Genomic DNA, 13,426 nt, shown 5'->3' on the forward strand with positions numbered 1-13,426 from the left:
AGATGAGCGCCTGGATCGACATGATCCCCGATGAACAAGCCGAAGGTCGCCTGAAAGAGCTGTTGGACAAAGCGCGGACGCCGCACGGCACCGTCGACACCGTGATGCGGGTGCATTCGTTGCGGCCCGAGACGATGAACGGGCACGTCACGCTGTATCGGTCGGTCCTGCATTCACAGGACAACAAGCTGCCGTTCTGGTTTCTTGAGGTGGTGGCCAGCTATACCTCGATCCTGAACGACTGTACCTATTCGCTGACGCATCACTTCATGAACGTGCGCAATCTGCTGAAGGATCAGCCGCGCAGCGACCGGATTTTTGTCGCGCTCAAGGCGCATCGACCCGAGGATGAGTTCGACGGCAAGGAACTGGCCTTGCTGCGCTATGCGGCCAAGCTGACCACGGATGTGGGAAAGATGGTGAAATCGGATTTCGAGGCGCTGAAAATCGCCGGGTGCGAGGATGGCGAAATCCTCGAGGTCAATCAGGTCTGCGCGTATTTCAACTATTCCAACCGGTTGCTGAACGGGCTGGGGGCCACGACCGAGAACGATGTGATCGGGTATTACAAAGGCGACGACTAGCCGGGGATTGGGCTGAATTCAGCCCAGCAACTGCCCCAGCTTCATCGCAACGCCCATATTGCCCGAGATCTTGAGTTTCCCCAGCGCGACGCCGGTCATCGGGTTCAGCTTGCCGGTCAGCAATTTGCCCAGATTGTCTTTGGAAATCCGGATCGTGCAATCGGTGTCGCGATCCTGGGTGCTGGCGGTATTGTCGGCCAGAACGATCACACCATCGTCGCCGCAATCGAATTTGAGCGAGCCATCAAAGCTTTTGCCGTTCAGGCCTTTTTGAATTCCGTCGGCAATCTCTTGCAGCATGATCTGTCCTTTCCAAGTTGACCTTTGCGTAAGGACAAACCCGGAGGTCAGGCAAGCCTGACGTCGCGGGAACTGACAGAGCGTTGATCCGATAAAGAAAACCCCGGCATCCTCAAGGGTCGCCGGGGTCGTAGGTTCAGTCTGCGGCGGCGGTTACTTCGCCAGGCGCTTATCCCGCGCCGCCAGCAGTTTCAGGCGCAGCGCGTTCAACTGGATAAAGCCTGCCGCATCGGTCTGGTCATAGGCACCGGCGTCTTCCTCAAAGGTCACATGCGCCTCGGAATAGAGCGAATGATCCGACCAGCGGCCCACGGTCGAGGCCAGACCTTTATACAGTTTCACGCGGACAGTGCCGGTGACGTGCTCTTGCGATTTGTCGATGGCGGCCTGCAGCATTTCACGTTCGGGCGAGTACCAGAAGCCGTTATAGATCAGTTCCGCATATTGCGGCATCAGCTGGTCTTTCAGATGCATCGCGCCGCGGTCCATGGTGATGGATTCAATGCCACGGTGTGCTTCCAGCAGGATGGTGCCGCCCGGGGTCTCATAGATGCCGCGCGACTTCATGCCGACAAACCGGCCTTCGACGAGGTCCAGACGACCAATGCCGTGCTTGCCGCCATATTCGTTCAGCTTGGTCAGGATGGTCGCGGGGCTCATCGCCTCGCCATTGATGCTGACCGCGTCACCTTTTTCAAAGCCGATCTCGATGAACTCGGGCTGATCGGGCGCGTCCTCGGGGTGGACGGTGCGCTGATAGACGTAATCGGGCGCCATATCGGCGGGGTCTTCCAGAACTTTCCCTTCCGACGAGGTGTGCAGCAGGTTGGCATCGACCGAGAACGGAGCTTCACCGCGTTTGTCCTTGGCAATCGGGATCTGGTTCTGCTCTGCAAATTCCAGCAGCTTGGTGCGGCTGGTCAGATCCCACTCGCGCCACGGCGCTATCACCTTGATGTCGGGGTTCAGCGCGTAAGCCGCCAGTTCGAACCGGACCTGATCGTTGCCCTTGCCGGTCGCGCCATGGGCGACGGCATCGGCACCGGTCGCTTTAGCAATCTCGACCAGACGTTTCGAAATCAGCGGGCGCGCGATCGAGGTGCCCAGAAGGTACAGCCCTTCGTACTGCGCATTGGCGCGGAACATCGGGAAGACGAAGTCGCGCACGAATTCCTCGCGGATGTCTTCGATATAGATGTTCTCGGGCTTGATCCCCAGCAGCTCGGCCTTTTGGCGGGCGGGTTCCAGTTCCTCGCCCTGACCCAGATCGGCGGTGAAGGTGACGACCTCACAACCATACTCGGTCTGCAGCCATTTCAGGATGATCGAGGTATCAAGGCCACCGGAATAGGCCAGAACAACTTTCTTGGGCGCGGACATCTGACTTCCCCTTATTCGTAAGACGATTGGCCCCTAACGGGTTTTGAACGCGGGGGCAAGTTATGTGCGTTGACGAGGCGCGGGAATTGGGGTGAAACGAGGCGATAGAGAACAAGAATTGGTTGAGAGGCGCGGTTTTCGGATGTTGGGCTGGAAGATATTTGTGCATTCGGTGCGGATGGTTTTGGGCAATTTCAGGCAGGCCTTGCAGATCGGTCTCGTTCCTGTTGCACTCTGGTTTGGCGGTGCAATTGTCGTGTTTGTCGCTGCGAGTATTTTGCAGAGGATGATGTCCTCCGGGGGACCGGAAAACGATCTGTTCTCATCAGGGAATGCAACGATCTTCCTAGTCCTGATCGTGATCTGGATTGGCATGTTGATCACGGCATGCTGGATCGTTGTCGAATGGCACCGATTTGTATTGCTGGCCGAATACCCGACGGGATGGATTCCGCAGTTCCGGGTTGATCGCGTGTTGTCCTATGTCGGCCACGGGTTTTTGTTGGGTCTTGCCGCCGTTATCCTGTTGATACCAGTCGCGATTGCCTCTGGCATTGCCTCATCAATGTCTCAGTCGTCGGGCATTGTTGTGCTGGGTCTTGGGGCGCTGGGCGTAATCGTCTGCCTGTACCGGCTGGTCGTATTGCTGCCAGCTGCCGCGATTGGTCAGCCCCTGACGTTCAAACAGGCATGGGACGCGACCCGAGGTGCCGAGGGCGCGATCTTTGTTTTGCTGATCGTGTCCGGGCTTATTCAGGGTGCGGTGAACCTTATCACAGCGCCATTGATGGGTGTTTCGATTGTCGGAGCGCTGGTTGTTTTTGCAGTCACGTTGATCCTCTACCTTATCAATGTCAGCATCCTGACCACGATGTACGGTGTTTTCGTCGAAAAACGCGAACTCTCCTGACCGCCCGTACACATATGTATTCCTTGCCCTTTTAGCCGGGATGGGTCAGTGAAACGGTCATGAGTGATTTCATGACCCGCGCCCGTGCCGCCGAACAGGCGATGCGCACTGTTTTCCCTGCAACGCCGCTGCAGCGGAATGCGCATCTGTCCGACCGTTATGGCGCCGATATCTGGCTCAAGCGCGAAGATCTCAGCCCGGTGCGGTCCTACAAGATTCGCGGTGCGTTCAATGCCATGCGCAAGCAGCAGGGGCAGGACCTGTTCGTCTGCGCCAGCGCCGGCAATCACGCGCAGGGCGTGGCCTTCATGTGCAAGCATCTGGACGTCAAAGGCGTGATCTTCATGCCGGTGACAACCCCGCAGCAGAAGATCCAGAAGACCCGCATCTTTGGCGGCGACAATATCGAGATTCACCTGACCGGCGACTATTTCGATGACACTCTGGCCGCCGCGCAGGCCTGGTGCGCGCAAAAGGGCGGGCATTTCCTGTCGCCCTTTGACGATGAAGATGTGATCGAAGGACAGGCCTCATTGGCGGTCGAGATCGAGGAACAGCTTGGCGGTGTACCCGATCATCTGCTGTTGCCGGTGGGCGGCGGCGGTATGTCGGCGGGCGTAGCAACGTGGTTCGGCGATCGCACGCATTGCCTGTTTGTCGAACCTGCGGGCGGGGCGTGCCTGCGCGCGGCTTTGGCGGCGGGGCATCCGGTGTCACTGGATCAGGTGGATACGTTTGTGGACGGGGCCGCCGTTGGCCGGATCGGCGCGAAACCCTTTGACCTGCTGCGCTCTCGCCATTTGTCAGATGTTCTGGTGATGTCCGAGGATCGCATCTGCGCCACCATGATCGAAATGCTGAATGTCGAAGGCATCGTTTTGGAACCCGCCGGGGCGCTGGCGGTCGAGGCGGTGGGCGATGTGCAAAGCTTTGTCCGGGGCAAGACGGTGGTCTGCGTTACCTCAGGTGGTAATTTCGACTTTGAACGCCTGCCCGAGGTCAAGGAGCGGGCTCAGCGCTATTCCGGGGTCAAAAAATACTTCATCCTGCGCCTGCCGCAGCGCCCCGGCGCGTTGAAAGAGTTCCTGAACATCCTCGGCCCCGAGGATGACATCGCCCGATTCGAATACATGAAGAAATCGGCCCGCAACTTCGGCTCGGTCCTGATCGGCATCGAAACCCGCAAGCCCGAGAATTTCATGCGCCTGTTTGCGCATCTTGATGAGGCCGGGTTCACCTATACCGACATCACCGAGGATGAGACCCTGGCGCAGTTTGTGATCTAGGTCAGGTTCCGGGCCAGATCCGCCTGAAACACCGATTTGGATGCGTCATAGACGGACAGGATTTCGGACAGATCCACCTCGGCCGCATGACCGGCTGCGGCGCGCCGCTCACCATCCTGACAGAGTCTTGAGAACTGGTCGAACCCAAGGCTCAGCGCGCTGCCTTTCAGGAAATGCAGGTTCTGTTCCAGCTCAAGCCGCTGGGTATCGGCGTGCAGGCGGGCGATGACCTCTTGCACCTCATCCAGAAAGATCTGGATAACCTCGTCAAACTCATCCGCGCCGACCTCGTCCCGCAACTGTCTGACTCGGGGCCAGTGGATCATTGTCATCCTCCTGCATCGGATTGGGCTGACCCTTGGTAACTCGGTACGGGTAAATGTCGGGTTAAACTCCGAGGGGCCCGAGGGCCTTCACCTGATGTTAAACCCCCGGGCGATACGGTCACCCTGTCCCGGTCAGAGGAACAGCATGGGGTTGCAGAGTGCCAGCGGCAAATCTTGAGGAAACCAGATCGGATCTGGATTTCGGCGCGATCCGAAAGGTGCTGGTTGTGGATGACAGCCGCCTGCAACGTCGGATTCTGGTTGCCTCGCTCAAGAAATGGGGCTTCGAGGTGCTTGAGGCCGACACTGGCGAAGCCGCTATCGAGTTATGCGCCCGGTCCGTGCCCGATCTTGTGCTCAGCGATTGGGTCATGCCGGGGATGAGCGGGCTGGAGTTCTGCCGCGCCTTCCGCGCGCTTGAGGCCGAGCATTACAGCTATTTCATCCTGTTGACCTCAAAAAGCGAAAAGCAGGAGGTCGCGCGCGGCCTTGATGCCGGGGCCGATGATTTCCTGATCAAACCGCTTGAGGCCGATGAACTGCGCGCCCGTATATCGGCAGGGGCGCGAATTCTGGATATGCAGCGCGAATTGTCCGAAAAGAACCGGCTGATCGAATCCGCCTTGGACGAGTTGAAGCTGGCACATGACGCTATCGACAAGGACCTGATGCAGGCCCGCAAGATTCAGGAATCGCTGGTGCCTGAACTGACGCAGACATTCGGCAAATCCCGCGTCAGTCTGTTGTTGAAACCCTGCGGTCATATTGGTGGTGATCTGGTGGGCATGTTCTCACCCGGTCCAAACCGGCTGGGTTTCTACAGCATTGACGTGTCGGGCCATGGCATCACCTCGGCCATGATGACGGCGCGGCTGGGTGGCTATCTGTCCAGCAAGCATTTCGATCAGAACGTGGCGATGGAGCGTCGTTTCGATAAATTCTACGCCCTGTTGCCGCCGGATGAGGTGGCCGGGATGCTGAATATGCGGTTGATGGCGGATGCCGGTATCGAGGAGTACTTCACGATGGTTTACGCCATCGTCGATCTGCGCAACGGGAATATGAAGCTGGTACAGGCCGGGCACCCTCACCCGTTGGTTTTGCGCAAGGATGGCAGCACCGAGTTTCTGGGCGAAGGGGGGCTGCCAATCGGGTTGATCTCGGACGTGTCGTTTCAACAGATCGAAACCCAACTGCATCCGGGGGATCGGCTATTGCTGTATTCCGATGGGTTCACCGAATGCCATCTGGCAGAGGGCGGATTGCTGGAAGAGGAGGGTTTGCGCGACATGGCCCTCGACTGCGCCACCGGGCGCGGTGGGTCCGAATTTCTGGACGATATGTTCTGGCGCCTGACACAGCTCATGTCGCCCGAGGACGGTATGGGTGATGACGTGTCGGCGGTGTATTTCGAATATAACGGCCCCTAAAGGCGGCCAAGATGCAGGTTGGCAAAGTGGCGATCACCGTCATTGCCCAGCAGTTCCACCGCATCCGCGGTGTCCATCCAAAGCGCCTCGTGAATATCTTCGGTCGGCGGACCCATGCGGCGGACCGGGCGGGCACGATAGATCAGGCAGACCTTCTCGGCCCACAGGTCATATTCCGGCATATAGGTGAACCGGCGAAACGCCCCCACGCGTTCCGGTTTGGCGATGCGCCAACCTGTTTCCTCATAAACCTCGCGGTGCAGCGCGGTAACAGGCGATTCGCCTGGGTCGATCCCGCCGCCGGGCAGTTGCAGATCCGGGCCCGGTTCGGTCTGGCAGGTCAGCAGCAGGCTTCTGCCGCGCGGCAGCAAAGCGTAAACACCAACCCTTTGGGTGTATCTGCGCCCGGGTTCGGGGGTTTCGCCAAACCGTCTGATCATGTATGGCCCCTTACAACCCAATCTCTGCGACCTATATGGTGCCGGTATGCCAACCCTTGGCGTGTAAGGAAACCCCATGTCTCTTGGAACAAAAATCGCGTGGGACGATACCGTCCTGCCCTTTCAACTCGATGTATCGGATATGCGCGGGCGCGTGGCCCGTCTGGATGGCGTGCTGGACGGCATCCTGAAGCAGCATGACTACCCCGAACAGGTTGAGGCTTTGGTGGCCGAGATGGCCCTGCTGACCGCGTTGATCGGCCAGACCGTTTCGTTGCGCTGGAAACTGTCCTTGCAGGTGCAATCCAAGGGCGCGGTGCGGATGATCGCCACGGACTACTACGCGCCGAAGGTCGAGGGCGAACCGGCCCGCATCCGGGCCTATGCCAGTTTCGACCGGGATCGCCTGACAGATTCCGCCCCCTTCGATCAGGTGGGCGAGGGGTATTTTGCGATCATGATCGATCAGGGCGAAGGCACCCAGCCCTATCAGGGCATCACCCCGCTGGCCGGAGGCTCGATAAGTGCCTGCGCTGAGGCGTATTTTGCCCAGTCGGAACAGTTGCCGACGCGTTTCTCGCTCAGCTTCGGCAAATCGACCGAGCCGGGTGTGGGCGAACACTGGCGCGCGGGCGGTATCATGTTGCAGCACATGCCCAAAGCCTCGCCCTTTGCAGCCTCGGGCGAGGGTACCGGCGAGATCCTGACCGCAAATGATCTGGTTGATGGCGAAGAGGGCGAAAACTGGGGCCGTGTCATCATCCTGCTGGATACGGTCAAAGATCTTGAGATGATCGGCCCTTCGGTCGCGCCCACCGACCTTTTGGTCCGCCTGTTCCACGAGGAAGGCCCCCGCGTCTATGACGCGCAGGCGGTGCAGTTTGGCTGTACCTGCTCCGAGGAACGTGTGCGCCAAAGCCTGTCGATCTATTCGGCCAAGGACATCGAAAAGATGACCACGCCCGAAGGGCAGGTGACAGCCGATTGTCAGTTCTGCGGGGCCCATTATGTGCTGGATCCCGCAACGGTTGGGTTTGATGCAGAAGACGCCAGCGGTGCATGACCTTACCGCCCGCATCGCTGCGGCCTTGTGTCGTCCGGGTTACGGGTCCAGCGATTTTGACCTGAACCCGGAAACCGTGCTTCCGCCCGGGCGCAAATTGCGTCCGGCGGGGGTGTTGGTGCCGATCCTGCTGACGGGCGATGAGCCACATCTGATCCTGACGAAACGATCATCCGCCCTGAAACACCATCCCGGTCAGATCGCCTTTCCGGGGGGCAAGCAGGATGAAGGGGATGTGGACATCACCGCCGCAGCCTTGCGCGAGGCGCGCGAGGAAATCGGCCTGCCGCCCGATCTGCCCGAAGTGATCGGTTTTTTGCCGGAACATGAAACCGTAACCTCGTTTTCGATGACCCCGGTGGTTGCCATCGTCCGGCAGGGGTTTGACCCCGTGCCCGAACCCGGCGAAGTCGATGAGGTTTTCTCGGTTCCGCTTGCACATGTGCTGGACCCTGCGAATTATGTGATCGAGTCGCGCAGATGGCGGGGTCAGCGGCGCAGGTATTACGCCGTGCCCTATGGCCCCTATTACATCTGGGGCGCGACCGCCCGCATTTTGCGCGGGTTGGCGGCACGGGTGAGTGAATGAAGCAGATCAGCGCGGCCTGGGTTTCGGACCCAGCAACTCAGAGGGTTTGCACGGCCCTGACCGACGGCGGGGCGCAGGCCCTGTTTGTCGGGGGCTGCGTGCGCAATGCCCTGCTGGGCGCGCCGGTCTCGGATATCGACATTGCGACCGATGCGCTGCCGAACCGGGTGGTTGAGCTGGCACAGGCCGCAGGCCTCAAGGCGATTCCGACCGGGATTGACCATGGCACAGTCACCGTGGTCTGCGATCACATCCCGCATGAGATCACCACCTTTCGCCGCGACGTGGAAACCGACGGTCGCCGGGCCGTTGTCGCCTTTTCCGACAAGGTCGAGGAAGACGCAGCGCGGCGCGATTTCACCATGAACGCGATCTATGCCCGACCCGATGGCACCGTGTTAGACCCGCTTTTGGGCCTGCCGGATCTTGAGGCACGCCGGGTTCGCTTCATCGGAACCGCCCAAAACCGTATCCGCGAGGATTACCTGCGTTCACTGCGGTATTTCCGGTTTCACGCCTGGTATGGCGATGCCGAGGCCGGGTTCGATGCGGATGCTTTGGCGGCGATTGCGGACAATCTGGACGGCCTGTCCACCCTGTCCCGCGAACGCGTCGGGGCCGAGTTGCTGAAACTGCTGGCGGCGCCCGATCCGGCCCCGTCAGTTGCAGCGATGCGCAGCACCGGCGTTCTGGCGCGTCTGTTGCCCGGCGCGAATGACCGCGCGCTTGCGCCCTTGGTGGCGATTGAACAGGCCGCAGGGGCCGAACCCGATCCGGTGCGCCGCCTTGCCGCCATCGCCACGCCCGAAGACGCCGCCACCCTGCGCCTCAGCCGGTCTCAATTGCAACGGTTGACCCGAATGCGGGACGAAGCACAGGCACCGACCAGCGTGGCTGAACTGGGCTATCGCTATGGCGATGAGGGCGGCCTGCACGAAACCCTGTTGCGCTGCGCGTTTCTGGAACAACCATGGTCCGACGACCTGAGGACCCAGTTGCACAGCGGCGCAGCCGCGCGCTTTCCGATCAAGGCGGCCGATCTGATCCCCGATTTCACCGGCCCCGCGCTGGGCCAAAAACTGGCCGAGCTTGAGGCGCGCTGGATTGCCTCCGGCTTCACCCTGACCCGCGAGGATTTGCTGACCGGCTGACGGGAAGTCTCAAAAGGGGATGACAAACCAACGGGTTTGTGGTTACGTGCGCCTGTCACATGGATGGAGGAATGCGAATGTATTACGGGATCTGGTTCGGCTAAAGCCGGGACACTTGCCCCGTAAAGGGTGGTGTTCAGGCGCCATTCTTCTTCGCACGTCTTTTGTTTTGCTCAATCGGAGCACGCTTCCATGTTTCGCTATTTCGAAAACCTTGTTGACCCTTTTGTCGCCTATCATGAGACCGACACGCCGCCGACGCGGCTGTGGCCCTTCATGCTGGAATACTCGCGGCCATTCTTCCGCGTGTTCGTATGGGCAACGCTGCTGTCCATTGTTGTCGCTGGGGTCGAGGTCGGCCTGATCTACTACATGGGACGCGTTGTGGACCTGCTTGGCGGGTCTCCGGCCAATGTATGGAAGGAACACGGGACAGAACTGCTGTTGATGGCTGCGTTTATCCTTTTGTTGCGGCCAATTTTGCACATTCTGGACGTGCTTGTGATCAACAACGCGATCCTGCCTCAGTATGGCACGCTGTTTCGCTGGCGGGCCCACAAGCACGTTTTGCGCCAGTCGGTTAGCTGGTTTGAAAACGACTTTGCCGGACGCATCGCCAACCGGATCATGCAGACCCCGCCCGCCGCTGGCGAGGTGGTGTTTCAGGTTTTTGACGCGATTTCCTTCTCGCTGGCCTATCTGGTCGGGGCTGCAATCCTGCTGATGGCGGCAGACACGCGGCTGTTGTTGCCGCTTTTGATCTGGTTTGCGCTTTATGTCGTGTTGGTCAACTGGGCGGTTCGGCGCGTCGGTCCGGCGTCACAGGCCGCATCGGATGCGCGCTCAACCGTGACGGGCCGCGTGGTGGACAGCTATACAAACATCCACTCGGTCAAGATGTTTGCGCATGCCGATCAAGAGATGGACTACGCGAAAGAGGCAATCTCCGAAACGCGTCGCACCGTTCAGGTCGAGATGCGGATTTTCACCATCATGGACGCCATTCTGGTCGTGCTGAATGGGTTCTTGATCGTGGGCGTAGTCGGCTGGGCCATCGTTCTGTGGATGCAAGGCCAAGCCTCAGTTGGCGTAGTGGCGGCGGCAACCGCCCTGACCCTGCGCCTGAATGCAATGACCGGATGGATCATGTGGGCCCTGACCAGCCTGTTCCGCCAGCTTGGCGTTGTGGCCGAGGGGTTGGAGACAATTGCGCAACCGATCCAATTGCTGGATGCACCTGATGCCAAGCCATTGCAGTTGGGCACAGGTGAGATCGAAATCCGCGACCTGTCGCACCATTATGGCCGTGAAACCGGTGGTCTGGACCATATCAACCTGACCATTCAACCCGGCGAAAAGATCGGCTTGATCGGGCGGTCTGGTGCCGGGAAATCGACCCTAGTTAAGCTGCTTTTGCGGTTTTACGACGTTGAACGCGGTGCGATTTTGATCGACGGCCAGAACATCGCGGGTGTCACACAGGACAGCTTGCGCAGTCATATCGGGATGGTCCAGCAGGACAGCGCATTGCTGCATCGATCGGTGCGCGACAACATCCTCTATGGTCGTCCCGACGCGACCGAAGAACAGATGGTTGCCGCAGCAAAACAGGCCGAAGCGCATGAGTTCATTCTGGACCTGCAAGACCCGCAGGGCCGCACCGGCTATGACGCCCATGTGGGCGAGCGGGGCGTTAAGCTGTCCGGCGGTCAACGGCAACGGGTAACTCTGGCACGGGTGATTCTGAAGGACGCGCCAATCCTGTTGTTGGACGAGGCGACATCTGCCCTAGATTCCGAGGTCGAAGCGTCGATTCAGGAAACCCTCTACGGAATGATGCAAGGTAAAACCGTGATCGCCATTGCCCACAGGCTCAGCACCATCGCGCAGATGGACCGGATTCTGGTGATGGATGCCGGTCGCATCGTCGAAGAGGGCGCGCATTCCGACCTTTTGGCGCAGGGTGGCCTTTACGCGCAGTTCTGGGCGCGGCAATCTGGCGGCTTCATGAACCCGGAGGCCGCGGAATGAGGGTTGCTGACCTCATAAACCCGTTCAAGAACATCGAAACGCCCCCACCGCAGACGTTGGGGGCGTTCATTCGCTGGAGCCTGTCCGGCGCCTGGCCCATGCTGTTTGTCGCGGCCTTCTTCTCGGCCACTGCTGGCGCGATGGAGGCGGTCACGGCCTGGATTCTGGGCGAGGTGATCGATGTCGCAACCTCCAGCGGCCCCGAAAACTTTCTGACCGCCGAGAACATGTGGATGATCTTCGCAGCGGTGGTCTTTTTCATGCTGCTGCGTCCGATCCTGTTTGGCCTGTCGTCGGTGTCGAACAATTACATCGTCATGCCCAATATCCCACCTTTGGTTCTGGCCAAGCTGAACCGCTGGACGCTGGGCCAGTCGGTGACCTATTTCGACGATGATTTCGCCGGGCGGATCGCCCAGAAGCAGATGCAAACGTCCAACGCCATGGCCTCGGTCGTTTCGGAAACGATCAGCGCGATTGTGTTTGCGTTGGCTTCATTGGTCGGTTCTTTGCTTTTGTTAGGGTCTATTCATCCGCTGGTGATGCTGCCCTTTGCCGGCTGGTTGGCGGTCTATTTTCTGCTGGTTCGCTGGTACCTGCCGCGCATCCGCAAGCTGTCGGGGGCTCGGGCCGGGGCACGGGCGATGGTGTCGGGGCAGGTCGTTGACACGATCACCAACATTAAAACGGTCAAGCTGTTCGCGCATTCCGCGTTCGAGGATCAGGCCGCGCGTGACTCGATGGTGGAACTGCGCGAGCGGTCGCTGGATTTCGGCAAACTCAGTGCCAGTTTCCGTTTCATCCTGATGACATTGGCTGGCGTTTTGCCCGTGCTACTGCTGGGCGCGACCCTGTGGCTGTGGCAGTTCGGCATGGCAACCGCTGGCGATATCGTGGCCGCAGGTGCTGTTTCGATCCGGATCGCGCAGATGACCGGTTGGGTCAGTTTTACGCTGATGGGCCTTTACGCCAATGTCGGTGAGATCGAGAACGGGATGAAGACACTGGCCAAGCGCGACCGGGTCGAGGATGCTGCGCAGGCCACGGACTTGGTGGTGACCGAAGGTGGCATCGCCTTTGACGCGGTCAGCTTTGCCTATGGCCGCGATATCGGCGGTGTGGCCGACCTGAATCTGACCGTCAAACCGGGTGAGAAACTGGGCATCGTCGGCGCGTCCGGGGCAGGGAAATCGACGCTCGTGTCGCTTCTGCTCAGGCTCTATGACGGGGAAAACGGCGCTATTCGCATCGACGGGCAGGACGTGTCGCAGGTGACGCAGGACAGTCTGCGCCGTCAGATCGGCATGGTCACGCAGGAAACCGCGATGTTCAACCGTTCGGCCCGTGAGAATATCCTCTATGGTCGCCCGGATGCGTCCGAGGCGGACATGATCGAAGCCGCCGAAAAGGCCGAGGCGCATGAGTTCATTCTGAGCCTTGAAGATGCGCAGGGTCGCAAAGGATACGATGCGCATCTGGGCGAGCGTGGTGTGAAGCTATCCGGTGGTCAGCGGCAGCGGATCGCCTTAGCCCGCGCCATCCTGAAAGACGCGCCAATTCTGGTGCTGGACGAGGCGACATCGGCACTGGATTCCGAAGTTGAGGCTTCGATCCAAACCGCGTTGCATCGGGTCATGCAGGGCAAAACCGTTCTGGCGATCGCGCACCGCCTGTCAACTCTCAGCGAGATGGACCGGATCGTTGTTCTGGATCACGGGCGGATCGTTGAAACCGGCACGCATGAGGCGCTTTTGGATCAGGGCGGGCTGTATGCGCGGTTCTGGCATCGCCAGTCGGGCGGGTTCATTCAGGCTGAAGCTGCGGAATAGGGGCCTTTGCGGTTCTTGAACCAAACAGCATCGAAATGCGCGTTCGACCGAAGGGAGAGGCAGCGTATTGCGATCCAAAGTAAACGCAAAGTGCCCTAGGGGGTTTT

The 13,426-nt window shown here is 59.7% G+C and carries 13 protein-coding genes; 9 read left to right on the plus strand and 4 right to left on the minus strand.

The features are described from left to right. Window positions 1-2 precede the first annotated feature (2 nt). Window positions 3-584, plus strand: coding sequence for a peroxidase-related enzyme (locus tag ACR0MO_RS09940; protein WP_170631544.1), 582 nt, complete (start codon window positions 3-5; stop codon window positions 582-584). Window positions 585-602: 18 nt separating this feature from the next. On the opposite strand, the gene ACR0MO_RS09945 is transcribed toward ACR0MO_RS09940, so the two are convergent. Then, entirely contained in the window at window positions 603-884 is a 282-nt protein-coding gene (locus ACR0MO_RS09945; RefSeq protein WP_170520927.1) for an SCP2 sterol-binding domain-containing protein, read from the minus strand. 153 nt (window positions 885-1,037) lie between these two features. After that, entirely contained in the window at window positions 1,038-2,264 is a 1,227-nt protein-coding gene (locus tag ACR0MO_RS09950) for an argininosuccinate synthase (protein WP_170520929.1), read from the minus strand. A 289-nt stretch (window positions 2,265-2,553) separates the two neighbouring features. Between ACR0MO_RS09950 and ACR0MO_RS09955 the strand changes: the two genes are divergently transcribed. After that, window positions 2,554-3,174, plus strand: a complete 621-nt coding sequence (locus ACR0MO_RS09955) for a threonine dehydratase (RefSeq protein ID WP_480891008.1) — start codon at window positions 2,554-2,556, stop codon at window positions 3,172-3,174. A gap of 59 nt (window positions 3,175-3,233) precedes the next feature. Beyond that, complete coding sequence (gene ilvA, locus ACR0MO_RS09960; RefSeq protein WP_170520933.1) at window positions 3,234-4,460, plus strand: threonine ammonia-lyase IlvA; 1,227 nt, start codon at window positions 3,234-3,236, stop codon at window positions 4,458-4,460. Here ilvA and ACR0MO_RS09965 read toward each other — a convergent pair. Beyond that, a complete protein-coding gene (locus ACR0MO_RS09965) occupies window positions 4,457-4,786 on the minus strand; it encodes an Hpt domain-containing protein (RefSeq protein WP_170453378.1) in 330 nt (109 codons plus the stop codon). The genes ilvA and ACR0MO_RS09965 overlap by 4 nt on opposite strands. A 158-nt stretch (window positions 4,787-4,944) precedes the next feature. Between ACR0MO_RS09965 and ACR0MO_RS09970 the strand changes: the two genes are divergently transcribed. Further along, window positions 4,945-6,216 (plus strand): PP2C family protein-serine/threonine phosphatase, encoded by a 1,272-nt coding sequence (locus tag ACR0MO_RS09970; protein WP_480891012.1) that lies wholly within the window; start codon window positions 4,945-4,947, stop codon window positions 6,214-6,216. On the opposite strand, the gene ACR0MO_RS09975 is transcribed toward ACR0MO_RS09970, so the two are convergent. After that, a complete protein-coding gene (locus tag ACR0MO_RS09975; RefSeq protein ID WP_170453380.1) occupies window positions 6,213-6,656 on the minus strand; it encodes an NUDIX hydrolase in 444 nt (147 codons plus the stop codon). The genes ACR0MO_RS09970 and ACR0MO_RS09975 overlap by 4 nt on opposite strands. A 76-nt stretch (window positions 6,657-6,732) precedes the next feature. Between ACR0MO_RS09975 and hslO the strand changes: the two genes are divergently transcribed. The 5 genes from hslO to ACR0MO_RS10000 all read left to right on the plus strand — a co-directional run bounded on the left by hslO (window position 6,733) and on the right by ACR0MO_RS10000 (window position 13,319). Further along, entirely contained in the window at window positions 6,733-7,719 is a 987-nt protein-coding gene (gene hslO / locus ACR0MO_RS09980; protein WP_480891014.1) for an Hsp33 family molecular chaperone HslO, read from the plus strand. Further along, window positions 7,694-8,308 (plus strand): CoA pyrophosphatase, encoded by a 615-nt coding sequence (locus ACR0MO_RS09985; protein ID WP_480891016.1) that lies wholly within the window; start codon window positions 7,694-7,696, stop codon window positions 8,306-8,308. The genes hslO and ACR0MO_RS09985 overlap by 26 nt, the downstream gene beginning before the upstream one ends. Continuing rightward, on the plus strand, window positions 8,305-9,459 hold the full coding sequence (locus ACR0MO_RS09990) for a CCA tRNA nucleotidyltransferase (protein WP_480891018.1): 1,155 nt from the start codon (window positions 8,305-8,307) through the stop codon (window positions 9,457-9,459). Before ACR0MO_RS09985 ends, ACR0MO_RS09990 begins: the two co-directional genes overlap by 4 nt. A 192-nt stretch (window positions 9,460-9,651) precedes the next feature. Next, window positions 9,652-11,490 carry an ABC transporter ATP-binding protein gene (locus tag ACR0MO_RS09995; protein WP_480891021.1) on the plus strand — a complete coding sequence of 613 codons (1,839 nt, stop codon included), beginning with the start codon at window positions 9,652-9,654 and terminating at the stop codon, window positions 11,488-11,490. Continuing rightward, window positions 11,487-13,319 (plus strand): ABC transporter ATP-binding protein, encoded by a 1,833-nt coding sequence (locus ACR0MO_RS10000; RefSeq protein WP_170520946.1) that lies wholly within the window; start codon window positions 11,487-11,489, stop codon window positions 13,317-13,319. Before ACR0MO_RS09995 ends, ACR0MO_RS10000 begins: the two co-directional genes overlap by 4 nt. Window positions 13,320-13,426: the final 107 nt, after the last annotated feature.

Source organism: Ruegeria sp. K5 (assembly GCF_056531805.1).